Annotated in this window: 19 protein-coding genes and 1 other RNA gene; 7 read left to right on the forward strand and 13 right to left on the reverse strand. The window is 75.5% G+C overall.

Going from position 1 to position 24,191, the window contains the following annotated elements:
• Positions 1–78: 78 nt before the first annotated feature.
• The 6 genes from ACFV1L_RS34830 to lanL all read right to left on the reverse strand — a co-directional run bounded on the left by ACFV1L_RS34830 (position 79) and on the right by lanL (position 9,761).
• Positions 79–231, reverse strand: coding sequence for a hypothetical protein (locus ACFV1L_RS34830; protein WP_167574034.1), 153 nt, complete (start codon positions 229–231; stop codon positions 79–81).
• Positions 232–446: 215 nt separating this feature from the next.
• A complete protein-coding gene (locus ACFV1L_RS34835) occupies positions 447–2,261 on the reverse strand; it encodes an ATP-binding cassette domain-containing protein (RefSeq protein WP_380373919.1) in 1,815 nt (604 codons plus the stop codon).
• A gap of 306 nt (positions 2,262–2,567) precedes the next feature.
• The gene (locus ACFV1L_RS34840; RefSeq protein WP_380373922.1) at positions 2,568–4,229 is read right to left on the reverse strand and encodes an ATP-binding cassette domain-containing protein; all 1,662 of its coding nucleotides are present in this window, start codon (positions 4,227–4,229) and stop codon (positions 2,568–2,570) included.
• Positions 4,230–4,342: 113 nt separating this feature from the next.
• Positions 4,343–4,486: a VenA family class IV lanthipeptide gene (locus ACFV1L_RS34845; RefSeq protein WP_380373926.1), complete on the reverse strand. Its 144-nt coding sequence runs from the start codon at positions 4,484–4,486 to the stop codon at positions 4,343–4,345.
• Between the two features lie 342 nt (positions 4,487–4,828).
• Complete coding sequence (locus ACFV1L_RS34850; RefSeq protein ID WP_380373928.1) at positions 4,829–6,778, reverse strand: prolyl oligopeptidase family serine peptidase; 1,950 nt, start codon at positions 6,776–6,778, stop codon at positions 4,829–4,831.
• A 103-nt stretch (positions 6,779–6,881) separates the two neighbouring features.
• Positions 6,882–9,761, reverse strand: a complete 2,880-nt coding sequence (gene lanL, locus ACFV1L_RS34855; RefSeq protein ID WP_380373956.1) for a class IV lanthionine synthetase LanL — start codon at positions 9,759–9,761, stop codon at positions 6,882–6,884.
• 438 nt (positions 9,762–10,199) lie between these two features.
• Here lanL and ACFV1L_RS34860 point away from each other — a divergent pair, with 438 nt between their 5' ends.
• The 3 genes from ACFV1L_RS34860 to ACFV1L_RS34870 are packed head-to-tail and all read left to right on the forward strand — an operon-like array spanning position 10,200 to position 12,973.
• The gene (locus ACFV1L_RS34860; protein WP_380373931.1) at positions 10,200–11,036 is read left to right on the forward strand and encodes a Nif3-like dinuclear metal center hexameric protein; all 837 of its coding nucleotides are present in this window, start codon (positions 10,200–10,202) and stop codon (positions 11,034–11,036) included.
• 34 nt (positions 11,037–11,070) lie between these two features.
• Positions 11,071–11,814, forward strand: a complete 744-nt coding sequence (locus ACFV1L_RS34865; protein ID WP_380373933.1) for a zinc ribbon domain-containing protein — start codon at positions 11,071–11,073, stop codon at positions 11,812–11,814.
• A 4-nt stretch (positions 11,815–11,818) separates the two neighbouring features.
• Entirely contained in the window at positions 11,819–12,973 is a 1,155-nt protein-coding gene (locus tag ACFV1L_RS34870) for a bifunctional RNase H/acid phosphatase (RefSeq protein ID WP_380373935.1), read from the forward strand.
• A 23-nt stretch (positions 12,974–12,996) separates the two neighbouring features.
• Here ACFV1L_RS34870 and yaaA read toward each other — a convergent pair whose 3' ends face one another.
• Together yaaA and ACFV1L_RS34880 are read right to left on the reverse strand one after the other, a co-directional pair.
• Positions 12,997–13,794: a peroxide stress protein YaaA gene (yaaA, locus tag ACFV1L_RS34875; protein ID WP_380373938.1), complete on the reverse strand. Its 798-nt coding sequence runs from the start codon at positions 13,792–13,794 to the stop codon at positions 12,997–12,999.
• A gap of 77 nt (positions 13,795–13,871) precedes the next feature.
• Positions 13,872–14,387 (reverse strand): DUF3995 domain-containing protein, encoded by a 516-nt coding sequence (locus ACFV1L_RS34880; protein ID WP_380373940.1) that lies wholly within the window; start codon positions 14,385–14,387, stop codon positions 13,872–13,874.
• 96 nt (positions 14,388–14,483) lie between these two features.
• Here ACFV1L_RS34880 and ACFV1L_RS34885 point away from each other — a divergent pair, with 96 nt between their 5' ends.
• The 3 genes from ACFV1L_RS34885 to rnpB all read left to right on the forward strand — a co-directional run bounded on the left by ACFV1L_RS34885 (position 14,484) and on the right by rnpB (position 17,903).
• Positions 14,484–15,938, forward strand: a complete 1,455-nt coding sequence (locus ACFV1L_RS34885; RefSeq protein ID WP_380373942.1) for an RNB domain-containing ribonuclease — start codon at positions 14,484–14,486, stop codon at positions 15,936–15,938.
• Between the two features lie 87 nt (positions 15,939–16,025).
• A complete protein-coding gene (locus tag ACFV1L_RS34890) occupies positions 16,026–17,489 on the forward strand; it encodes an MFS transporter (protein WP_380373944.1) in 1,464 nt (487 codons plus the stop codon).
• A 13-nt stretch (positions 17,490–17,502) separates the two neighbouring features.
• An RNA gene (rnpB, locus tag ACFV1L_RS34895) (RNase P RNA component class A) lies at positions 17,503–17,903 on the forward strand.
• Between the two features lie 68 nt (positions 17,904–17,971).
• On the opposite strand, the gene ACFV1L_RS34900 is transcribed toward rnpB, so the two are convergent.
• The 5 genes from ACFV1L_RS34900 to ACFV1L_RS34920 all read right to left on the reverse strand — a co-directional run bounded on the left by ACFV1L_RS34900 (position 17,972) and on the right by ACFV1L_RS34920 (position 23,376).
• Positions 17,972–19,357: an ABC transporter substrate-binding protein gene (locus ACFV1L_RS34900; RefSeq protein WP_380373946.1), complete on the reverse strand. Its 1,386-nt coding sequence runs from the start codon at positions 19,355–19,357 to the stop codon at positions 17,972–17,974.
• Between the two features lie 60 nt (positions 19,358–19,417).
• Positions 19,418–20,302, reverse strand: coding sequence for a carbohydrate ABC transporter permease (locus tag ACFV1L_RS34905; RefSeq protein ID WP_380373948.1), 885 nt, complete (start codon positions 20,300–20,302; stop codon positions 19,418–19,420).
• Positions 20,299–21,210: a carbohydrate ABC transporter permease gene (locus tag ACFV1L_RS34910; RefSeq protein WP_380373949.1), complete on the reverse strand. Its 912-nt coding sequence runs from the start codon at positions 21,208–21,210 to the stop codon at positions 20,299–20,301. Before ACFV1L_RS34910 ends, ACFV1L_RS34905 begins: the two co-directional genes overlap by 4 nt.
• Positions 21,211–21,508: 298 nt before the next feature.
• Entirely contained in the window at positions 21,509–22,138 is a 630-nt protein-coding gene (locus ACFV1L_RS34915; RefSeq protein ID WP_380373951.1) for a response regulator, read from the reverse strand.
• Positions 22,135–23,376, reverse strand: a complete 1,242-nt coding sequence (locus ACFV1L_RS34920) for a sensor histidine kinase (RefSeq protein WP_380373959.1) — start codon at positions 23,374–23,376, stop codon at positions 22,135–22,137. The genes ACFV1L_RS34915 and ACFV1L_RS34920 overlap by 4 nt, the downstream gene beginning before the upstream one ends.
• A gap of 215 nt (positions 23,377–23,591) precedes the next feature.
• On the opposite strand from ACFV1L_RS34920, the gene ACFV1L_RS34925 reads away from it, so the two are divergent.
• A complete protein-coding gene (locus ACFV1L_RS34925; protein ID WP_380373953.1) occupies positions 23,592–24,146 on the forward strand; it encodes a heme-binding protein in 555 nt (184 codons plus the stop codon).
• The last annotated feature ends 45 nt before the right edge of the window (positions 24,147–24,191 follow it).

The following is a 24,191-nucleotide window of genomic DNA, read 5'->3' on the forward strand; positions in this document are numbered from 1 at the left end:
GGACGGTGACGGGCCCGGGGGCGTCGACGGTGCGAGGTGGTCGGGCGGCGGGCCGTCCGGCCCGCGGCGACCAGGACGTCAGCGGCGGTGGCGGCCGTGCGGGTCCGCGTCCGCGCTGTCGTCGCTGGCGGTGGTGCCCCGGTGCCGGCCGTGAGCCACGCCGTCGGCGGTCTCGTCGGCGCCGGGCGCGCGGTGGTCGTGCTCGGTGGTGTCGTCGATGGACTCGGACATCAGGTCAGTCTTCTCCGTGCGAATGGATGGTCTCTGCGGAAGGTGCGCCGGGTACGCCTCGGCGCACCGGTGTGCCCGGGACCCGGACAGCAGCAAGCCGGCCGTCTCGTGGACGGCCCGCGAAGGGGCCACGATAACGGCCGAATCGGATCGGAGCCTACCCAAACCGCTGCGCGTCGCGCCCCGGAATCCGGACCGCTGCGCACCCGCCGCGTTCACGCCGCCCGCTCCCCGGCCCCCGACACGGCGACCGGCCCGCCCACCCGGATCGACGCCCGCCAGTGGCCGACCAGTTCCCGGTACAGCGGCGAGAGCACCTGCAGATCGCCGTGCCCCGCGAGAACGCCCCGGCCGCCGTCCAGCAGCAGCACCCGATCGGTCCGCACCGCGGACCCGAGCCGGTGCGCCACCACCACCAGCGTCCCCGGCCGCTCCGCGAACGCCTCCTCCGCACGCTGCTCGGCGGCCGCGTCCAGGTGGCAGGTCGCCTCGTCCAGCACGACGACCGGCGCGGGCGAGAGGAACGTCCGCACCAGCGCCAGCAGTTGCCGCTCACCCGCGGACAGGTCGCCCGGCGACGCGATCCGGCCGTCCGGCCCGCCCAGCCGGGCCAGCAGCCGATCGGCGCCCAGCCTCCGCGCCGCGTCCGCCAGTTCGTCGTCCGACCGGTCGCCGGACGGCCAGCACAGGTTCTCCCGGACCGACCCCGCGAACACGTACGCCTCCTGCGGGACCAGCGCCACCCGCGACGCCCGCTCCGGGCCCGGCAGGCCCGCCAACTCCACCCCGCCCACCAGGACATGACCGGCATCCGGCGACAGCATCCCGGCCAGCAGCGCCGCCAGCGTCGACTTCCCCGTCCCGCTCGGCCCCACCACCGCCAGCCGGCCGCCCGGTCGCACCGCGAAGTCCAGCCCGTCCAGCACGGGAGCGGCGCCCGGCGCATGCGCGTACCGCAGCGAACGGACCGCTAACGAGCCGTCACCGTCCGGAAGTTGCTCCTCTCCCTGCGGGGGCGTGCGGGCGTCCGGCGGGAGCTGTCGCACCGCTGCCCGCCGAGGCGTCCGGCCGGCCGACGGGGCGGAGGACGCCAGCCGCTCCAGCACCACCGCCAGATCGAGCAGCCAACTGCCCAGCATGCCCGCCAACGTCCGCACCGCCGGCTCCAGTTGCTGCACCAGGTAGGTCGCCACCCCCAGCACCTCGCCGGCCGACAGCCGGCCACCGGAGACCAGCCACGGCGCCGCGCACACCACCACCAGCAGCGGCAGCCGCCCGCCCACCGCCACCGTCAACGAACGAGCCGCCGCCGCCCGGCCCACCGCCCGCAGCGCCTCGCCCTGCGCCGTGACCAGCGCCTCCAGCCGCTCCGCCACCCGCTGCTGCGCCCCGCACGCCGCCACGTCCCGCAGCCCCGCGAACGCCCGGCCCGCCTCCGCGGCGATCCGCTCGTCCGCCAGCACCACCGCCCGGCGACGCGCCACCAGCGGTCCCAGCAGGCGGGCGAACAGCAGCCCCGAAACCGCCAGCGGCAGCAGCACCAACGGCAGAACCACCGGCGCCAGCAACCCCAGACCTACCAGCGCCGCCAGCAGACCCACCCCGACACCGCGTGCACTGCGCACCAGCGTCGCCGTCAACTGGCGTGCCGACTCGACCTGTTCGGTGATCCTGGCGATCTCCGCCGGGCCGTCCGGATCCGGCCGGGACAGCGCACCCCGCACCACCCGCGCCACCAGGGCGTCCCGCAGCGGCTCGACCACCTCGGCGAGGTACGGGAACACCGCCCGCGCCGCGACCGCCCGCAGCACCGTCACGGCGCCCAGCCCCGCCAGCCACCCGAACCCCACCCCCGGCCGCCCCGCCAGGAACCCCCGGTCCGCGGCCGCCGCCACCAGCAGCCCCGAACACAGCGCCGGCACCGCCTCCACCGCGGACCACCCCGCCAGCCGCCACAACGCCGCCCGCGGCACCCCCTCCACCAGCGCCCGCAAGGCCTGCCCGGCCGCCACCCTCCGATGCCGCCCCACGGCACGCTCCCCTCCTGAACGCTCTGCCACTGCTTGACAACTGCTGTGCGGATCACCGCCGTCACGGCCGGGCCCGGCTGTGGTCGCGGGGTGCGGGCGACTCGGGCGGGGCGCCGCGGTGCCCCGTTCCCGGTCGGGTGCGGCGGGAAGCCGGCCGTGCCCCTCGACCGCCCTCGGCGGCGGCAGGGCGGGCAGTGCGTCCCCGCTCACCTTCCACCGGCTGCTGTTCCCTCATCGCCCGCCGTCGGCCGCGACGCGGAACACCATGCGCCCCTCGACGAGCCCCGCGCGGGCCCGCCGCCGCCGTCATCTCCTCGCGTCGTGCCCGGCCGTCGTGTCGGTGAGGGCGGCGCGGTAGGCCGGGTCGGCGAGGAGGGCGGCGTGGGGGCCGGTGGCGCGGAGGCGGCCGGCGTCGAGCCAGGCGACCAGGTCGGCGCGGGCGGCGACGGCGGCGCGGTGGGTGACGACGATGCGGGTGCGGCCCCGGGTGGCGGTGTCCAGGGCCTGGTCGACCTGGTGTTCGGTGGCCAGGTCGAGATGGGAGGTCGCGTCGTCCGTGATCACCACCCGGGAGTCCGCGGCCAGCAGTCGGGCCAGCCCGAGGCGCTGCAACTCGCCGCCGGACAGCCGGAGTCCGTTCACCGCCGTGCGCCCGCCGAGCGGAAGCCGGGCCAGGAAGCCGTCGGCCCGCGCAGCGGACATCGCGGCGGCCCCGGCACCCTCCAGCGCCTCGTCCAGCGTCGGGCCGACCAGCCACGGCCGTTCGAACGCGTAGCCGACCGCCCGGCGCCGTTCCGCGACCGACAGCTCGGCCACCGGTACGCCGTCGACCAGGACCGATCCGCCGTCCGGCAGCCGGAGCCCGCCCGCCAGGGCGGCGAGCAGCGACTTGCCCGAGCCGGACCGTCCCACCACCGCGAGGGTCGCACCGGCCGGAACGGTCAGATCCAGCGGGCCGAACACCACCGCCCCGCCGGTGTCCCGCACCAGCACCGAACGGAACACCAACTCACCCGGCCCGTCCGGAAGTTCACGGCCGCCCGCCGGTGCGGACGGCCACTGCTCCAGCTGCCGGACCCGGGACAGCCCGGCCCGTGCGTGGGCCACCCCGACCAGGGCCTCCACCTGCTCGAAGAAGCCGAGGCCCAGCGCCGCCCACCCGGCCGCCGCGGCGAACGCCCCGGCGGGCAGCTCCCCGGCCGCCACCAACTGGCCCGCAGTGCCCAGCACCGTCAGCTCCACCGCCGTGATCAGCAGCGTCGCCCGGCCGACCGTCCGGCGCTGTGCCTGCCACAACGACCGTCCGGCGTCGCCGAGTTCGGGCAGGACGGCGAGCACCCGGGCCGCCTCCTGCCGCTGCGCACCCGCCGCGTGCACCGTCCGGACGCCGGCCAGCGCGTCCGACAGGCGGTCGGCGAGCCGGCCCTGGGCGGCCTGGTAGCGCCCGAAGACGTCCTCCGCGGTACGCATGAACAGGCGGACCAGCACCACGCCGGGCAGGACCCCGGCGAAGAACGCCACCGCCAGCCACGGCGACAGCAGCCCCAGGCCCAGCACCGCACCCGCCGACGTGACCAGCGCGGTCGCCGCGCCCAGCCTGGCCGCCCGCGCCGCGCCCGCGTCCGCCGCCGCGCCGACCAGACGCGCCGTCAGATCGCCCGGGCCGGGCCGGGCGCCCGCCAGGAGCTCCGCCGCCGACGGGAACGGCCGAAACCACAGCACCCGGCGCAGCAGGCCGACCCGCAGGTCGACCGTGTCCGCCGCCGAGCAGGCCGGACCGGCCGCCGAAGCCAGTGCCGCCGCGGCCGCACCGAGCACCAGCAGGGCCGCCAGTCCGGCGATCGCCCTACCTGACGGACGTCCCGCCAGCACCGCGTCCAGAACCGCCCCCGAAGCCCCGGGCAGGGCCAGTGTCGCCGCGGCTTCCAGTGGTACCGACACCGTCAGCGCGACCGACCAGCCTCGCACGAGACAACTCCAGGCAGACGAAGGGAACAGATCCGGACGGGCCGAGGCCGGGACGCGGGCCGTGCCCGCCCCCGCGAACGGGAGCGGACACGGCCCGGGCGAGTGCCCCGGCGTCAGCTGAGGGTGAAGATCAGGCAGGTCAGCAGCAGACAGGTGAACTGGCACCCGCTGCCGTGGCCGGCCAGCTCGACCGACTCCAGCTCCGGCAGCTCCTGCAGGGCCGCGAGGTCGGTCTCGAACGCGGTCATGTTCTCCATGGTGTTTCCTCCCCTATGGGTTCCGTCGGGCACGGACGTGTCCGACGACTGCGGCGGAAAGCGTTTTCCCGCCGCAGGTCAGGCCCCGCCGGTCGCGCTCCGGGCCGCAGCCGGGCAGGCCGGCGGGCTCCCGCGCGCGGCGGGAAGTCTTCTGAAGGTGTGCCGAAGGCGCATGCGAAGGCCCGTCGGCCCGGCGTGACGGCCCGTCGGCCCGGGCCGGCGTGACGGCCCATCGGGAACGGTGGGGACACGCCACGCAGCAGCCGGGCTCGGCACGAGCACGCCACGGCGAAGCAGGGCCGGGCGGGGTGGTCGGGCCGCCGGCCGGTCGGGCAGCAGCCGTCAGGCCGGTCTGCCGGTCCGCAGGAAGCCCGCGAGCAGCTCGTGCAGCACGGCCGCGCCCTCCTCGGCGAGCACCTCGTGGCCCGCGCCCGCCGCCTCCACGTAGCGGAAGTCCGCCCCCTCGCTGCGGCCCAGCCGCAGCAACTCGTGCCGCAGCGAACGGGACTGACCGACCGGCACCACCTCGTCGCGGTCCCCGTGCAGGATCAGCAGCGGGGTGCGCAGCCGGTCCGCGAGCTGCAGCACGTCACGCGGGCCGCGGGCGTCGTCGATCGGACGGTCGCCGCCGAGCCGGCTGGTCAGCGCCCGCACCGGGGCCGACGCCTCCGCCAGCAGCCGGCCGCCGGACAGGAACGGCGCCACCACCGCGCACCGCGACACCGCCCCGACCGGGGCGTGCGCCGCGGCCAGCAGGGCCAGGAACGCCCCGTAGCTGACACCGAACAGCGCCGGCGGCTCCAGCCCCCTTGCGGCCCGCTGCCCGGCCACGCCCGTCAGCAGCGCCAGCACGTCGTCCAGGTCCGGTCCGCCCCACGCGCCGCGGATCGCCATCGCGAACTCCGTGCCGTACCCCGTCGAACCGCGCTGGTTCGGGGCCAGCACCGCCAGCCCCTCCGAGGCCATCCGCTGCAGCGCCGGGTCGAACTCCAGCCGCCAGGCGTCCGCCGGGCCGCCGTGCAGTGCCAGCACCAGGTGCGGGGCCGACAGCCACTGCTCGCCGCCGTACACCACCGCCTCGACCGGGCCGGCCGGACCCGCCAGCTCCAGGCACCGGGCCGGCCGCCACCGGCCGCCGTCCCCGGGCGGGGTCGAGCCGTCCAGCCGCCAACCGGCCGGTGCCGAACCGGGCTGCGCCGGAGAGCCGTTGAGCGGCGCCAGGGACAGCGGGAGCGGCACGGGGACGCTCGGCGGGGCCGGCCGGGCCGCCAGCAGCGCGTCGATGTCCACGGTGGCGAGCGCGGCCGGACGGTCCGGCGCCGAGTACGGCATCCGCAGCCCCGCCGGCGACCAGTGCCCGATCGCGCCCAGCCGGCCCGGCGGCACCGGCAGCGGATCGAGCCGCCCGCTGCCCGGGTGCCACAGCACCAGCGAGGACGCCGCGCCGTGATCCACCTGGAGCACCACCCGCGGCTCCGCGCCCGGCTCCTGCGGGGCCAGCGCGATCGGCCGGAGCAGCCGGCCCGGCTGGTGCAGGCAGTCCGGGAAGCGCACCGGCTCGCCGCCGCCGATCAGCGCCCAGCCCAGCCGGTCGGTGCCCGGCGCGTCGCTGCGCAGCATCCCGAAGCCGGTCGCCGGGTCGAACAGCACCAGCCGGTCGTTGCTGGCCTCGCCGAGTTCCAGCAGCGGGGTGGTGGTGCCGAGCCGGAGGTCCAGCACGACGGTCTTCACCGTGCCGCCGGACACCCGGTCCAGCGCCAGCAGCCGTCCGGTCCGCTCCAGCCACACCCCGCCGCCGTACAGTCCGGGCAGTTCGGCCACCTCGCGCGGCTCGGAACCGTCCGCCGCCAGCAGCCGCACCGTGGTCACCGGACGGGTGTCGGTGCCCAGCAGCACCGCCACCGGGTCGTCCGCCGTCCCCGCCGGGCCGGGCATCGGGAGCATTCGCAGCCCCGGCAACCGTGCTGCCGTCAACGGGAGTTCGGTCGCCGGCCGGCCGGGACGACCGGCCGTCAGCAGCACCACCGCATGCCGGTCGCCGTCGTGCCGGCACACCAGCACCCGCCCGTCCGGCAGTGCGACCAGCTGCGAGCGCAGGCTCTCCGCCCGGCCGTCCGGCAGCGGCAGCGCCACCGGCTCCGCCGCGCCGTGCTCCGGCAGCCGCCAACTCTCCACGTACCAGCCGCCGTCGGCCCCGGCGGCCAGGCACGCGGCGTGCGAGCCGTCCCCGGCGAAGGTGAAGCTCAGCCGCCGCAACGCCTGCGGCGAAGTGCGCACGGTCGCCGTGGTCATCGGGGGCCTCCTGCGGGACGGTCGGGCAACGGGCGGACGGGTGAGGACGGTTGACGGGCTCCCCGGGAGGGGCGTGGCTCGGCGGTCCGCGCCGGGGCCGCGCTCACCGGCCTGCCCCCGCCGCGGCGCGCAGCCGGTCGGCCACGGCGCCCGCCGGGCGGGCGGCCGCGGGACGGTCGGCGCGGTACGGCTCGGGGTCGGACCACAGCCGGGGGCCGCCGTGCCGCAGGCGGAGCAGGAAGGCGAGCGGCCCGGCGGTGCCGGTGCCGTACGCGGGGGTGCAGGTGGTGCCGGTCTCGTCGGGGAGGACCAGCAGGCCGTCGCGGAGGGCGGCGCGGGCGGCGATCAGCCGGGCGATCTCGTGCGCGCCGTCCCGGAAGCGGCTCTCGCCGGTGGCCTCCGCCAGGTCGAGCAGGTACTCGCCGTTGCCGGCCAGCCCGTGGCAGGCGGAGACCCCGCTGTGCCAGCGGCCGTCCAGCACGGCCCGGCCGGCGGCCCGGGCCAGCCGGCGGGCCTTCCCGTCGCCGGTGGCCTGCCAGAACCGCACCAGGAAGGTGCCGGCCCCGGACGACCCGCTGCACCAGTGCGCCAGCCGGACGTGCGCCGGGTCGCCGTGGCTCTGCGGCCACCACGCGGCCTCGCCGTCCCACCGCGCGGTCGCGGCCAGGGTCTGTGCGGCGCGCTCCGCCCCGGCGAGCAACTCCCGTCCCAGAGCGATGAGTTCGGGGTCGCCGGTGTCGGCCGTCCGTTCGGCGCAGGCGAGCAGGAAGGCCCCCACTCCGGCCACCCCGTGCGCATGGCCGAGGTGCACCGCCCCGGCGAGCGCGGAGTCGAAGTCCGCGGGCACCGGCCACACCGTCCCGTACGGTTCGGTGCGGGCGGCCGCCAGCAGGGTGCGGGCGCAGTGCGCGGCGCGGTCGAGGAACGGGCGCGCACCGGTGGCGCGGTGGGCACGGAGTTGGAGCAGGCCGGCCCCGGCGGCGCCGTGGCAGACGTCCGGGTTGGGCCAGGCGAGCGGGACCTTCCCGGCCAGTCCGGCGGCCCGTTCGGCGAGGCCGGGGTCGTCGAGCGCCTCGGCCGCGTCGAACAGCGCCCAGGCGGCGCCGGAGCGGCCGAAGTGCAGGCCGGGCAGCACCACGGGCTCGGCGGCGCAACGCCGTTCGATCCAGTCGGCGGCCGGTGCGGCGGCGGCCCGGGCCCGGGCGCGGGCGGCTTCGGGCAGCGGGGCGAGGGCCGCCCGGGCGAGCAGGGCCAGGACGCCGGCCGCGCCGTGCTGGACGTTGCACGGGTCGGTGAGCTGTCCGGCCGGAACGGTCGGCCACAGCCGGTCGCGCCGCTCCGGGGCGGCGGTGGCCGCCAGGTGGAGCAGGCCGTCGTGCAGCAGCCGGTCCAGCGGTGGCGGGTCGGCCGGCTGCGGGCCCGGACCGGCGGGGCCGGTGAGCTCCTGCCGGACCCGGTCCACGCTCCACCGCCGTTCGGCCTGTTCGGTGCGCAGGCCGAGCACCGCCGGGGCCAGCCGGCGGGCGGTCAGGCCGTCGCGGGCCGCCAGGGACAGCCAGCGGCCGAGGCGGTCGGCGACCGGGCGGGCCCGCGGCAGGTCGTCCGGCAGCAGCGGGTCGTGGCCGGTGGCGAGCAGGAAGAGGAGGCCGCCGAGCGCGTACAGGTCGGCGGCGGGGTCGGCGCGGCCGGTGCGGTGCGGTCCGGAGTGCTCGGGGGCGCGGTACCCGGGGGTGCCCGCGTTCCCGGCCACCGTCCCGGCGGAGACGGCGAGTTCGAGGTCGACCAGGCGCACGGCGCCGTCCGGGCCGACCAGCACGTTGCCGGGGGAGAGGTCGCGCAGCACCAGGCCGCGCCGGTGGACGGCGGACACCAGGTCGAGCAGGGCCAGCGCCATCGGGCCCGCCTCGGCCCACGGCACGTCCGGGGTGCCGTCCCGCCGCAGCCGGGCGGCCACCCAGCTGCCCAGCGACTGCCCGGGGACGCGCTCCTGCACCAGGAAGAGCGAGTCCTGCTGTTCGACCAGCGCGTGCACCCGCGGTGTCAAGCCGCTGTCGGCCAGCCGGCCGAGCAGCTCGGCCTCGTGCCGGAGCGCGTCGCGGGCGTCGGTGCCGGCCCGGTCGACCTCGATGTGCGCCCGGGCCTGCTTGACCACCACCTCGGTGCCGGTGGCCGGGTCGGTGCCCAGGAACACGCCGCCCTTGGCGCTGTGCCGCAGCGCGGCGGTGAGCGCCCAGCGGCCGTCCAGCAGCACCCCGGCCCGTCGCGCCTCCGGCCGGTGCCGACCGTCCGGCCCGGGCCGGACGGGGACCTGACCGGCACCGGTGGCCGATCCCGTCCCCTCGACGGGATCGACCGCCCACGCGGGGCGCCGGTAGGTGGCGGCGCGGGCGTCCTCGACCAGCTCGCCGCCGGGCCCGCGCAGCATCGAGCGGTACGCGCCGTCGTGGCCCAGCAGCGCCCGGCCGGCGAACGCGCCGTACCGGTAGTGCACCAGGCTGCCGGGGCGGTACGGGCGGTCGGAGAGAATCGCCGGACCGGGCATTCCGGCGGTGGCCCGGTGGAGTTCCTCGGCGAGCCGGCGGAATTGTTCGTCGCCGTCCGGATAGACGGTGATGAATTTCCCGGCCGAACCCCGCTCGCTGTTGCGGGAATTGATTTCGTGCAGGCGTTCCCGGTCGGCGGCGAACTTGAACGCGCACGGATCCGCGGCGAGCACCGCGGCGACCGCGGCCAGCACTTCGCACGCCACCGTGGAGGCGGCGGCGACGTGCAGCTTCCAGCCCTGCTCGGGCAGTTCGCGGCCGGGCGGCCGCACCGTGCACCAGAAGCCCTCGACCGCGACCGTCCAGTCGCCGTCGCCTCCCCGGGCCCTGCTGCCGGCCACGGCCGCCCGCGCCACCTCCACCAACGTGCCGTCCGCGGTCGGCGCGTCGTCGACCGGCACCGGCCCCCCGGCCCTGCGCAGCGGTGTGCCCGCCCCCATCTGCTTCACACCCCTTCACGGTGGACCCGACCGGTCACGGTCTGCGGAAGTCACGAGAGGCTCGCCCGCGCCGGAGGAATTCCTTCGGAAATCCGGCCGGTCGCCCTTTCGGCCCCCCTGGCCGAGGCAACTCTCGTTCGCAGGACTGAAGTTACTTTCGGGGAGGGAGTGACTCAACACCGGCCGGGTCACTTCACTCTTAAGGGTGATCGAGTTTCGTTTTCGAATGCGTTCGGGCCGGGGTGTGTGGGCAGGGCGCCGCCGGGCCCCACCGGCCCGCTCCGCTCCGCCGGCCCGTCGGGGCGCCCGCCGCCGCCCCGACCCGCCGCCCCGCGCCGGGTTGACGCGCAGGTGTGCGGGCCGCCCGCGGCGCGGGTGCCGGACCGCCCCGGGACGGGCCCGGCCGGGCGGGGCCGTGGCACGCGGTAGTCTCGACAGGTGCCGAAACTGTCCGACGTCATCGCCGTGCTCGAAGAGATCTACCCCCCGCAGTGGGCGGAGTCCTGGGACGCGGTGGGCCTGGTCTGCGGCGACCCCGAGGCCGAGGTGGGCCGGGTGCTGTTCGCCGTCGACCCCGTGCAGGCCGTCGTGGACGAGGCCGTCGAGTGGGGCGCCGACCTGCTGGTCACCCACCACCCGCTCTACCTGCGCGGCACCACCACGGTCGCCGCGACCGGCTTCAAGGGCCGGGTGGTGCACACCCTGATCAAGCACGACATCGCGCTGCACGTCGCCCACACCAACGCCGACCACGCCGACCCGGGCGTCTCCGACGCCCTCGCCGAGGCCGTCGGCCTGAAGGTCACCGGCCCGCTGGTGGCCGACCCGACCGACCCGGCGGGCCGCCGCGGCAGCGGCCGGATCGGCGAACTCCCGCAGCCGATGACGCTGAGCGCGTTCGCCGCCCGGGTCGCCGCCGGACTGCCCGCCACCGCCGCGGGCGTGCGCGCCGCCGGCGACCCGGAGCAGCTGGTGCGCCGGGTCGCGGTCTGCGGCGGCTCCGGCGACTCCTTCCTCGCCGAGGCCCGCAGGGCCGGCGTGGACGCCTACCTCACCGCGGACCTGCGCCACCACCCCGCGTCCGAGGCCACCGAGGCGGCGCCGGTCGCCCTGGTCGACGCCGCGCACTGGGCCACCGAGTGGCCCTGGCTCACCCTCGCCGCCCGCGAGCTCACCAGCCGCACGGCCGACCGCGGTCGGCCGCTGGAGACCCGCGTCTCCACCCGGGTCACCGACCCGTGGACGGCGCACGCGCCGATGCCGTACACCCCCTGACACCCCGTCGAACCACACACAGGAGCCATCCCGCGTGAACGCCGCGCCCGCCGACCAGATCCGCCTGCTCGACCTGCAGGCCATCGACTCCCGTCTCGACCAGCTGGCCCACCGGCGCCGCACCCTGCCCGAGCACGCCGAGATCGACAAGGCCACCGCCGACCACACCGCCCTCAAGGACCTGGTGGTCGCCGCCCAGGCCCAGCTCGGCGACACCACCCGCGAGCAGGCCAAGGCCGAGGCGGACGTCGAGCAGGTCCGCAGCCGCGCCGCCCGCAACCAGCAGCGGATGGACTCCGGCGCGGTCACCTCGCCGAAGGACCTGGAGAACCTCCAGCACGAGAACGCCTCGCTGGCCAAGCGCCAGGGCGACCTGGAGGACGTCGTCCTGGAGGTGATGGAGCGCATGGAGGCCGCGCAGACCCGGGTCACCGAGCTGACCGCCCGCCTGGAGCACTCCGCCGTGGTGGTCGCCGAGGCCGAGGGCCGCCGCGACGCCAAGTTCGCCGAGATCGACGCCGAGGCGGAGAAGGTCCGCCGCGACCGCGAGGCCGTCGCCAACGTCATCCCCGCCGACCTGATGAAGGTCTACCTGCGCCTGCGCGAGCAGCAGGGCGGCGTCGGCGCGGCCCGCCTGTACCAGCGCCGCTGCGAGGGCTGCCGCACCGAGTTCTCGATCACCGAGTTCAACGCGATCAAGGCGGAGCCCGCCGACAAGGTGCTGCGCTGCGAGAACTGCGGCCGGATCCTGGTCCGCACCGGCGAGTCGGGCGTCTGACCCGGTGGCCGGAGCCCAGTTCATCGTCCAGGCCGACGGCGGCTCCCGGGGCAACCCGGGGCCGGCCGGCTACGGCGCGGTCGTCCTGGACGCCCGCACCGGCGAGATCCTGGCCGAGGCCGCCGAGTACATCGGCCGCGCCACCAACAACGTCGCCGAGTACAGGGGCCTGATCGCCGGCCTCCGGGCGGCCCGCGACCTCGACCCGGACGCCCGGATCCTGGTCGAGATGGACTCCAAGCTGGTCGTCGAGCAGATGTCCGGGCGCTGGAAGATCAAGCACCCCGACATGCAGCCGCTCGCCGCCGAGGCCCGCGCCATCGCCCCGCGCGGCAGCGTCGAGTACAAGTGGATCCCCCGGGAGAAGAACAAGGAGGCGGACCGGCTCGCCAACGAGGCGATGGACGCCGGCAAGCAGGGCCGCCAGTGGGAGCCCAAGCCCCGCGCCGCCGCCCCGGTCGCCGCCCCCGTCGTCGACGAGCCGCTGCCCGCCGCACCCGCCCCCCGGGCCGGCTGGGCCGGACCCGCCGACCTCGGCACCCCCACCACGCTGGTGATGCTGCGGCACGGCGAGACCCCGCTCACCCCGCACAAACGGTTCTCCGGCAGCACCGGCAGCGACCCCGGCCTGTCCGAGAAGGGCGTCTGGCAGGCCGAGCGCGCCGCCGAGGCGCTCGCCGCGCGCGGCACCGTGCAGGCCGTCGTCTCCTCGCCGATGCTGCGCTGCCGGCAGACCGCGGAGGCCGTCGCCCGCCGGCTCGGCCTGGAGGTGCGGATCGAGGAGGGCCTGCGGGAACTCGACTTCGGCGCCTGGGAGGGCCTCACCTTCGCCGAGGTGATGGAGCGTCACCCCGACGACCTGAACGCCTTCCTGGGCTCCGCCAAGGCCAAGCCCACCGGCAGCGCCGAGTCGCTCACCACCCTCGCCCACCGGGCCGGGCAGGCCCGCGACAAGGTCCTCGCCCGGTACCCCGGCAAGACCGTCCTGGTGGTCTCGCACGTCAGCCCGATCAAGACGCTGGTGCGGCTCGCCCTCGGCGCCCCGCCGGACGCCGTGCACCGGATGGAACTCTCCGCGGCCTCGCTGTGCGCCGTCCAGTACTACAGCGACGGCAACGCGTCGCTGCGCCTGCTGAACGACACCTCGCACCTGCGCTGAGCCGCCGCCGTGGTGACGGGCCGTCAGTGGACGTCCGTCACCACGACGTCCAGCTGCCACGGCTTGCGGGCCGTGCCCCGCGCCGAGACCTCCACCCGGTGGCCCAGCTGGTGCAGCGCGTCCACCAACTCGCCCGGGCCGGACGGCTCCAGGCCCCCGGTCAGCAGGCCGCGCACCAGCCGGCCCTTGGTCGCCTTGTTGAAGTGGCTGACCACGGAACGCTTCAGCACCCCGTCCACCTCGCGCTCCTGCAGCACCCGCACGGTCACCGTCCGGCCCGCCACCTCCCCGGCCGGCTTCCACGCCGCCGCGTACGCCGAACTGCGCAGGTCCAGCACCAGGCCGTCCGCGACCTCCGGCAGCACGGCGTCCATCTCCGCCCGCCAGTACGGGCCGAGCGCGCCCAGCGGCGGCAGCTTCACGCCCATCGCGCAGCGGTACGGCGGGATCCGGTCGCCGATCCGCACCGCGCCCCACAGGCCGGAGAACACCAGCAGCGAACGCTCCGCCCGCGCGTACGCCCCCTCGTCCAGCGTCGCCAGGCCCAGGTTGTCGAACAGCACCCCCGTGTACACCTCGCCGGCCGGCCGCGCCCCCGCCGTCAGCAGCCCCGCGTTCTTGGCCACCTCTCCGCGCAGCCCCGTGCTCAGCCCCAGCACCTCGGCGGCCCGCTCCTCGTCCCCCGAGCACAGCTCCACCAGCGCCCGCAGCGCCTTCTCCCGCGCCCCGGTCAGGCCCGCCAGCGACAGCCCCGCCACCTCCACCGGAACCCCGGCCTCCGGCGCGGCCTTCCCCTCCGACGGCGGCAGCAGAACCAGCACGGCGACACCTCTCCAAGACCCACGGCAGACCCCGCCAACCCTAACGACCTGCGAGGGCGTACCCGGAATCCGGCCCGCTACCGCCCCTTCGCGGCGACCACCGCCGCGCCCGTGCCCAGGGCCAGGCAGAGCGGGGCGTAGAGGCGGCGGTCCAGGCGGACGAAGGCGGGCGAGCGCCGCGCGAAGGCGACCGGGCCGGCCAGGGCACGGGTCAGCAGGACGCCGGCGACGGTCGCGGTGCCGGCGGTGCGGAGCCCGCGCGGGCCGACCGGGGGCAGCGCCCCGCCGCGGGACGCGACCAGGCCGGCCGCGGCGCCGAGCAGCCCGGCCACGCCCAGGCAGGCCCCGGCGGAGGGCAGCCGCTCCGGGCCGACGCCGACCACCAGGTCGGCGAACTGCTCGCGGTCCCGGCACGGCCACGGAGAACGCGCCCACACCACGTGCAGCGCGCCCACCCCGGCCAGCGTCCCGGCGACGGCCGCCGCCGTGATCCGCACCCCGCGCCCGGCCGGGGCCGGGCCGGCGGCCGTCCCCTTCCCGCAGCACCCGCACCGCGGCGCAGCCTCCTGCCGGATCTCCGCCCGTTCGGTCACGGCGCTCCCCTTCCCGCGTCAATCCCCGTGCGCCACAACCGGCTTCACCGGGGGGTCCGATGCGCCGACCACGCTACTGCGTCTTACGCTGCGTCCATGCCGCGCCGACACCTCAGCGTCCGGGCCGCCCAGACCGCCAGGATCAACACCGAACTCGCCGATCTCAGAAGCCGCCTGGAGATCCGCACCGACTGGCCGCCGGAAGTGCTCGCGGAGGCCGACCGGGCCGCCTCGCTGCCCCGGCTGCCGGAGTTCGACGCGACCGACCTCGACCTGTTCACCCTCGACCCGCCGGGCTCCCGCGACCTCGACCAGGCCATGCACCTGTCCCGCCGCGACGGCGGCTACCGGGTGCACTACGCGATCGCCGACGTCGCGGCGTACGTCTCCCCGGGCGGCCCGATCGACACCGAGGCCGGCCGCCGCGTCCAGACGCTGTACTTCCCGGACGGCAACGTGCCGCTGCACCCGGCCCGGCTCTCCGAGGGCGCGGCCAGCCTGCTTCCGGGCGAACTGCGGCCCGCCCTGCTGTGGCAGCTCGACCTGGACGCCGACGGCGGCCTGGTGCTCGCCGACCTGCGCCGCGCCCGGGTCCGCTCGCGCCGGCGGCTGGACTACGCGACCGTCCAGGGCCGGATCGACGCCGGAGCCGCGGACGGGCAGCTCAGCCTGCTCGCCGAGGTCGGCCGGCTCCGCGAGGAGCAGGAGCGGGCCCGCGGCGGCGTCAGCCTGCCGATCCCGGAGCAGGAGGTGGAGGCGGACAACGGCGGCTACCGGCTCCGCTACCGGGCCCCGCGGCCCGCCGACGGCTGGAACGCGCAGATCTCGCTGCTGACCGGCATGGCCGCCGCCGAGCTGATGCTGGACGCCGGGATCGGCCTGCTGCGCACCCTGCCCGCCGCCCCGGAGTCGGCGTACGCCCGGCTGCGCCGGGTCGCCGCCGCGCTGGGCGTGCCCTGGCCGGACGGCCTGCCCTACCCGCAGCTGATCCGCTCCCTCGACCCGGCGCGGACCGCCGACGCCGCGTTCCTGAACGAGTGCACCGGCCTGCTGCGCGGCGCGGGCTACCACGCGTTCGACTCCGCCCGCGGCACCGTGCCGCCGCCCGACCCGGGCCACGCCGCGCTGGCCGCCCCGTACACCCACTGCACGGCGCCGCTGCGCCGGCTCGGCGACCGGTACGCGCTGGAGATCTGCCTGGCGGTGGCGGCCGGCACCGAGGTCCCGGAGTGGGTGCGGGACACCCTGCCGCTGGTGCCCGGGCTGATGGAGAGCGGCGACCGGCGGGCGCACGAGGTGGAGCGGGCCTGCGTGAACCTGGTGGAGACGGAGCTGCTGCGCGGCCGGGAGGGCGAGGAGTTCCCGGCGGTGGTGGTCGACGTGGACGAGCGCCGGCCCACCGTCGGCACGGTGCAGCTGCGCCGGCCCGCGGTGGTCGCCAAGTGCGACGCGGCGGAGCCGCTGCCGCTCGGGCACCGGGTGACCGTCCGGCTGACCCTCGCGGACCCGGTGACGCGGACGGTCCGGTTCGCGCTGGTGCCGGACGCGTGAGGACCGGCGGGGCGGGCTCTCGGGGGCGAGCTTCTGGCGGCGGGCGGGCCCTCGGGGAGGCGCGGGGGCCGGTGCGATGATCGGAGGATGAGCCGACCGATCGCTGTGCCCGACCGCCGCCACCGGCTGATCGTCCTGGCCATCTGCTGCCTGAGCCTGTTCATCGTCGGCCTCGACAACACCGTGGTGAACATCGCGCTGCCGACGATCCAGCACGACCTGGGCGCGCCCGCCTCCGGCCTGCAGTGGGTGATCGACGCCTACACGCTGGTGCTGGCCTCGCTGCTGATGCTGTCCGGCTCGGTCGCCGACCGGATCGGCCGCAAGCGGGTCTTCCTGACCGGGCTGCTGCTGTTCGTCCTCGGCTCGCTGCTGTGCAGCCTGGCCCCGGCCCTGGGCTGGCTGATCGCCTTCCGCGCGGTCCAGGCCGTCGGCGGGTCGATGCTCAACCCGGTGGCGATGTCGATCATCACCAACACCTTCACCGACCGGAGGGAACGGGCGCAGGCGATCGGCGTGTGGGGCGGCGTGGTCGGCATCAGCATGGCGCTCGGGCCGCTGATCGGCGGGTTCCTGGTGGACGCCGCGGGCTGGCCGTCGATCTTCCTGATCAACATCCCGGTCGGGCTGGCGGCCTTCCTGCTGACGGTCCGTCACGTCCCCGAGTCGCGGGCGCCCCGGGCCCGCCGGCTCGACCCGGTCGGCCAGGTGCTGATGGTGCTGCTGCTGGGCTGCGGCACCGCGGCGATCATCGAGGGCCCCGGCCACGGCTGGACCTCGCCGCCGATCCTGGCGCTGGCCGCGGTCGCGGTGGGCGCGCTGCTGGCGTTCCCGTTCTGGGAGCGGCGGGTGGCGGAGCCGCTGATCGATCCGCGGTTCTTCCGCAGCGCCCCGTTCACCGGCGCCACCGTGACCGCGGTGTGCGCGTTCGCCGCGCTCGGCGGCTTCCTGTTCCTGAACACGCTGTACCTGCAGAACGTGCGCCACTACAGCCCGGTGGCGGCCGGCCTGTGGACGCTCCCGATGGCCGGGCTGACGCTGATCGCCGCGCCGCTGTCCGGTCGGATCGTCGGCAACCGCGGCCCGCGCCTGCCGCTGCTGGCGGCCGGCGCGTCGATCGCCGCCAGCGGGGTGCTGCTGACCCGGCTGACCGCCGACTCCCCGGCGCTCCTGCTGCTGCCCGCGTACGCGCTGTTCGGCCTGGGCTTCGGCCTGGTGAACGCGCCGATCACCAACTCGGCGGTCTCCGGCATGCCGCTCGCCCAGGCCGGAGTGGCCGCCGCGGTCGCCTCCACCAGCCGGCAGGTCGGCCAGTCGCTGGGCGTCGCGGTGATCGGCACGGTCGTCGCCGGCGCGGTCGCCACGGCCGGCGGCTTCGCACCCGCCACGCACGCCGGCTGGTGGATCGTCACCGGCCTTGGCCTGACCGTGTTCGTCCTCGGCCTGGTCACCACCACCCCGTGGGCGGCCGGCACGGCGGCCCGGGTGGCGGCCCGTTTCGACCGGCCGCAGGGCGGCGTACGGGGAGCCTCCGCGGAGCGGCTACCATGACCAGTACGGCGGACGAGCCGGCCGGGCGGTCGCGTCGGGTCCCTTCGGGGCCCGCCGAGGAACGTCCGGGCTCCACAGAGCAGGGTGGTGGGTAACGCCCACCCGGGGTGACCCGCGGGACAGTGCCACAGAAAACAGACCGCCCACCGCTTCGGCGGAGGGTAAGGGTGAAACGGTGGTGTAAGAGACCACCAGCGACCGAGGTGACTCGGCCGGCTAGGTAAACCCCACTCGGAGCAAGGTCAAGATCGACACCCTCGGGTGTCGTGCGCGAATGTTCGAGGGCTGCTCGCCCGAGTTCGCGGGTAGACCGCACGAGGCTGTCGGCAACGGCAGCCCTAGATGGATGGCCGTCTCCCCGGGCCGCGCAAGCGACCCGGGTGACAGAACCCGGCGTACAGGCCGACTCGTCCGCCGCCCTCCGTCTTCCGTGCCGAAGGGCCCGGCCCCCGCGGCGGCCGGGCCCTCCGGCGTCGGCGGGGTCAGCCGACCGAGCTGTTGTAGCTCTCGATGGCGGGCTGGAGCTCCTTGGCGGCGTCGGTCAGCGCCTGCTGGGCACTCTTGGTCCCCGCGACGGTCTGCTCGATCGCGGTCTCCACGCCCTTGCGGGCCTGCGGCATGACGCCCAGCGCGCAGCCGGCCGTGGCGGTGGTCGGCTTGGTGGCCTTGAGCTGGTTGATGGCGGTCTGGAACTGCGGGTACTTGGCCACCCACTCCTTGTCGGCGGGCAGGTCCAGCGCCTTGGTGTTGACCGGGAAGTAGCCGGTGCCGGTGTGCCAGGCGGCCTGCTGCTCCGGGGCGGAGAGGAACTTCTCGAACTCCCAGGAGGCGCGCTTCTGCGCGTCCGAGTGGCCGGGGCCGGAGATCCACAGCGAGGCGCCGCCGATGATCGGGCCGCCCTGGTCGTCGGCGGCGGTCTTCGGGAAGGCCGCGGTGCCGACGGTGAACTTGGCGGCCTCGGTGTAGCCGCGCAGCACGCCGGTGGACTCCAGGTGCATGGCGACCGTGCCGGCCTTGAACGCGGCCTGCGCGTCGGTGGTCTGCCGGCCGGTGTTGGCCGCGTAGCCGCCCTTGACCAGGTCGGCCCACCACTGGACGATCTCGGCGCCCTTCGCGGAGTCGAAGGCGGCCTTGCCGGCCTTGCCGGAGCGGCCGTTGTCGGAGTCGCAGTACAGCGCACCGTTCTCGGCCAGCAGCTGCTCGACGAACCAGCCGTAGATGGCCGCGCCGAAGCCGTACCGGACGGTCTTCCCGTCGGCGTCCTTCTTGGTCAACTTCTTGGCCGTGTCGCCCAGTTCGGCGAGCGTCGTGGGCGGCTTGGCCGGGTCGAGGCCGGCCTCCTTGAAGGCGTCCTCGTTCAGGTAGAGCAGCGGCATCGAGGAGTTGAACGGCATCGACTGCAGCTTGCCGCCGAACGAGTAGTAGTTGCGGATGTTGGCCTGCAGGTCGTCCAGCGAGTAGCCGTCCTTGTCGGCGAAGGCCTGCGCCGGGACGATCTGCTTGGAGTCGACCATGAAGCGGCTGCCGATGTCGTAGACCTGCACCACCGCGGGCGTGGCCTTCTGCTGCACGGAGGCCTTGTACTTGGCGATCAGGTCGTCGTAGGTGCCCTGGAACAGCGGCTTGACCTCGATCTTGCCCTGGTGGGCGGTGTTGAACTGGTTCACCAGCGCGGTCAGCGACTCGGCGTTCTTGCCGGTCATCGAGTGCCAGAACTCGATGGTGGTGACGCCGGACGCCTGGTCCAGCGCGGACGCGGCCGGCGCGCCGGAGTCGTCGGAGGAGCCGCCGGAGCCGGTCGAGCTGCAGGCGGTCAGGGCCAGGCCGGACACCAGCAGCGCGGCGAGGGCGCGGGCACTTCTCTTCACGGGTTTCTCTCTTCTGCGAGGGTGGGAACCGGGAGCGGTGGTGCGGAAAACGGCGGACCGTCAGCGGACGGCGCCGGCGGTCAGGCCGCGGACGATGAACCGCTGGCCGAACAGCACCAGCGCCAGCGTGGGCAGCAGCGACAGGACCACGCCGGCCAGGATCAGGCCGGGGTCGGCCATCTCGGAGTCCCGCAGCGAGGACAGGCCGATCTGCAGGGTCTGCATCTCCGCGGTGCGGGTGATGATCAGCGGCCAGAAGTACTGGTTCCAGGAGGACAGGAACACGTAGATGGCGAGCGCGGCCAGGGCCGGCTTGTTCAGCGGCACCAGGATCCGCCACAGGAACCGCCAGTGGCCCGCCCCGTCGATCCGGGCGGCGTCCCGCAGCTCGCCGGGGAACTGGCGGAACGACTGCCGCAGCAGGAACGTCCCGAACCCGGAGGCCAGGAACGGCAGCACCAGGCCGAAGTAGGTGTTCCCCAGGCCCCAGCCCGACAGCGTCAGGTAGTTGGGGATGATGATGGCCTCCCACGGCACCATCAGGGTGGCCAGGAACAGGCCGAACACCACGGCCCGCCCGCGCATCGGCAGGAACACGAAGGCGTACGCGGCGAGCACCGAGGTGAACAGCTGCGCCAGCGTGATCAGGCCGGCCACCAGCACCGAGTTGCCGTACTGGCGGACCAGCGGGATGGCGTGCACGGCGCCGGAGAAGTTCTGCCCGGTGACCGAGTGCGGCACCATCGCGGGCGGGTAGCTGGCGATCTCGTCCGGCCGCATGAACGCGCCGGCGAAGACGTAGTACACCGGGAAGGCGACCGTCACCACCGCGACGGCCAGCACGGCGTAGACCCCGGCCCGGCCCAGTCGGGCGCGGAGCTGCAGCGGACGGCGGACGGCGCGGGCCGGATCGGCGACCTCGGGCGCCTTGGTGAGGGTGGTCATGCGTAGTGCACCTTCCGCTCCAGGACTCCGAACTGCACGGCGGTGCAGGCCAGTACGACGACCATCAGCACCACGGCCTGCGCACTGGCGGTGCCGAAGTCGCTGGAGCCGTAGGCGAAGGCCTTCTCGTACACGGAGTACACGAGGGTGCGGGTGGAGCCGTCCGGGCCGCCCCTGGTGAGGATGTGGATCTGGCCGAAGCTCTGCAGCGCGTTCACGGTGGAGATCACCACCAGGAAGAACAGGCTGGGGCCGAGCATCGGGACGGTGACGGACCGGGCCAGCCGCAGACCTGACGCGCCGTCGAGCCGGGCGGCCTCGGTGATCTCGCCGGGGATCGAACCGATGCCCGCGGAGAGCACCAGCACGTTGTAGCCGAGGTTCATCCAGATCGTGGAGACGGCGACCGACAGCAGCGCCCACTTGGAGTCGGTCAGCCAGCCCACCGGGCCCAGGCCGAGCTGCGACAGCAGGCCGTTGAGGACGCCGCTGGCGGGGTTGTAGAACACCGAGAAGACCACCGAGGCGCTGGCCACCGAGAAGGCGAACGGCAGCGCGAAGGCGGATCGGAGCAGCCGCACGCCGCGGATCCGACCCTCCATCAGCAGGACCAGCAGCAGCGCCCCGAGGACTCCGGGGACCACCGTGAACAGCACGAACAGCGCGGTGGTGACCAGGGTGTGGCGGAAGTCCGCGGAGCCGAGCAGGTCGGTGTAGTGCTTCGTCCCGACGTACCGGGAGGGCGCGCCGAACAGGTCGTTGGCGTGCGCGCTCAGGTAGAAGGTGCGCCCCAGCGGATAGAGGATGAAGAGCGCGAAGACCACTACCGAAGGCAGCAGGAACGCCCAGGCGAGCCCGTGCTCGCCGAGACGGCGCCGCGGCTCGGGTGGGCTTGATGCGGTCGGCATGGTGCGCGTCCGCCTTTCATGACATCGGTTCCCGGCCAACCTGTCGCGTTCGAACGACGGGTCGGCAAGGAGAGGGTGAGCGGAGGGTTTCGCGTATGTTACGCGTTCGCGTCAGGTCTGACAGGGGGTCGTCAACGCCCCGTGTCCAGCCCGTTCCGCGCTCCTCGGAAAGCCGTCGTACCGTCAGGTCTACCGGCCGGTAGGAATACTGACTTCTGCTCACTGTGCGTGGCAAGGCTTCGGACGCGTCCGATCGGTCTTCAGTTGTCCCGGGAGCCGGGCCGCCGCGCCCGGGCGGTCAGCGCAGCAGGCGGCGCTCCTTGGCGATGGCGACCGCGCCGGACCGGGTGTCGACGCCGAGCTTGGCGTAGATCCGGCCGAGGTGGGTCTTGACGGTGGCCTCGCTGATGAACAGCGCCCGGGCGATCTCCCGGTTTCCCAGGCCCTGGCCGAGCTGATCGAGGATGTCCTGTTCGCGGTCGGTGAGTTGGGGCAGCGGGGAGCGCATCCGGGCCATCACCCGGGACGCGACCGGCGGGGACAGCGCCGGCCGGCCCGCCGCCGCCGACCGGATCGCCGCGAACAGCTCGGCCGGCCGCTCCGCCTTCAGCAGGTAGCCGGTGGCGCCGGCGTTGATGGCGCGGGTGATGTCCGCGTCGGTGTCGAAGGTGGTCAGCACCAGGACGTGGCTGTCGCCCGGACCGGCCAGGATCCGCCGGGTGGCCTCCACGCCGTCGATGCCGTCGCCCAGTTGAAGGTCCATCAGCACGACGTCGGGGTGCAGGCGGGCGGTGAGCGCCACCGCCTCCTCCCCGGTGCTGGCCTCGCCGACCACCTCGATCCCCGGGTCGCTGGACAGCAGTGCCAGCAGCCCGGCCCGGACCATCGCGTGGTCGTCGCAGACGATCAGCCTGACCGTGTCGTTCATGGAGCCTCCTTGCGGTGCGGTGCGGTGCCGCCGACGGCGCCGCCCCGCGGGTCGGCGCCGTCCGGCGCGTTCTCCAGCGGGATGGCCGCCGAGACCACGGTGCCCTCGCCCGGGGCCGACTCGACGGTGAGCGTGCCGCCCAGCTGCCGCAGCCGGGCCCGCATCGCCGGCAGCCCGTGCCCGCGGTCGCCGCCCGCGCCGCCGCCGTGCCCGGCGCGGGGCGGGGTGAAGCCGCGCCCGTCGTCCGCGACGTCGAGCACGGCCTGGTCGCCCAGGTAGGACAGCGTGATCGAGGCCCGGCCGGCCCCGGCGTGCTCCCGCACGTTCGCCAGTGCGCCCTGGGCGATCCGCAGCAGCGCGGACTGCGCGGCGGCCGGCATCGGCGCCGGGCTGCCGTCCAGGTGGAAGCCGACCGGCAGGCCGCTCTCCGCCGCCTCCCGCTCGGCGAGCGCGGCGAGCGCGGCCTCCAGCGTGCCCTGCTCGGCGAGATCGGCCGGGGCGAGGTCGTGGACGAAGCGGCGGGCCTCGGCGAGATTGCGGGCGGCGATCGCGGCGGCCGTCCGGACGTGGCCGCGGGCGGCCGCCGCGTCCTGCTCCCAGGCGAGGTCGGCGGCCTGAAGCAGCATCTGCTGGCTGGACAGGCCCTGGGCGAGCGTGTCGTGGATCTCGACCGACAGCCGCTCGCGCTCGGACAGCGCGCCCTGCCGGCGCTCCACCGCGGCCAGCTCCCGCCGCGTCCGGATCAGGTCGACGATCAGCTTCCGCTGCCGGGCGCCCTGCCGCTGCATGTACAGGAACACGGCGGTGGCCAGCGCGGCGACGGCCGGCGGCAGCAGCAGCATCGTCGGATCCGCGCCCGGCAGCCGCAGCTCGCCGATCACCACCAGCACCGTCAGCACCGTCACCAGCGGGATCGCCGCCCGGGGCGGGAAGGCCCGCAGCACCGTGTACACCAGCGGGACGGCGCACCAGGCGAAGCTGGGCGCCATCAGCACCAGCACCGCCCAGCTGCCCAGCACCCCGGCCAGCCAGGCCGGCCGGCGCTCGGACAGCCCGGACAGGTGGCCCGCGCCCAGCGCGAGGCTCAGGCCGATCACCCACGGCGTGAGCGCGCTGGCCAGATGGTGCGTCAGGTAGCGGGCCAGCGAGGTGCCGAGCAGCAGCAGGAAGACCAGCCGCAGGACGACCGTCAGCCAGCCCGCGTCCGGATCGGCGGCCCGGGAGAGGGGTTGACGCATCACGGCTGCCTCCTTTCGCTTTCTGCCGGCACCTGGATGGTGCCCGCGGATCGCAGCCCGCACATCAACCGATCGGCTGACACGGTTGTCGTCCATCATGCTCCGCCGGAGCAGCCGGTTCGCCGATCCGCGGCGGGGGGTCCGCGGCGAACCATGGAGTGCGAGGCCGGAGCACACCGCAGTCCGGCGCCGAACTTCCGATCCAGGAGCCGAAGATGAAGAAGCTGAGCACTCGTACCCGCGTCGTCACCGGTGCCGTCGCGGTGGCCGCGGTCGGCGCGAGCGTGGTCGGCGCCGTCTCCGCCAGCGCGGAGACGCCGGCCCAGGCCCCTGCGGCCGTCAAGTCCGACGTGCAGAACAAGAACACCTTCCAGTCCTCGCACCTGACGGTCGAGGCCGCCACCAAGGCCGCCCAGGCCAGCCTGGACGCCGCGGCCAAGGCCGGCCAGAAGATCTCCGTCGCCGTCGTCGACCGGAACGGCAACGTGATCGTCGAACTGCGCGGCGACGGCGCCGGCCCGCAGTCCTTCGAGTCCGCCGAGCGCAAGGCCTACACCGCGGTCTCCTGGAACGCGCCGACCTCCGAGCTGGTCAAGCGCCTGGCCCAGGCCCCGAACCTGAAGGACATCCCCGGCACGCTGTTCCTCGGCGGCGGCGCCCCGGTCCAGCTGAAGGGCGCGCCGATCGCGGCCGTCGGCGTGGCCGGCGCCCCCAGCGCCGACCTGGACGAGCAGTTCGCCCAGGCCGGCGTCGCCGCCCTGAACGGCTGACGCGGGCCGCACAACGGCCGGGGCCGGTGGCCGCTCCCGAGGGAG

The sequence above is a fragment of the Kitasatospora sp. NPDC059646 genome (assembly GCF_042734615.1).
In the GTDB taxonomy this organism is placed as follows: domain Bacteria; phylum Actinomycetota; class Actinomycetes; order Streptomycetales; family Streptomycetaceae; genus Kitasatospora.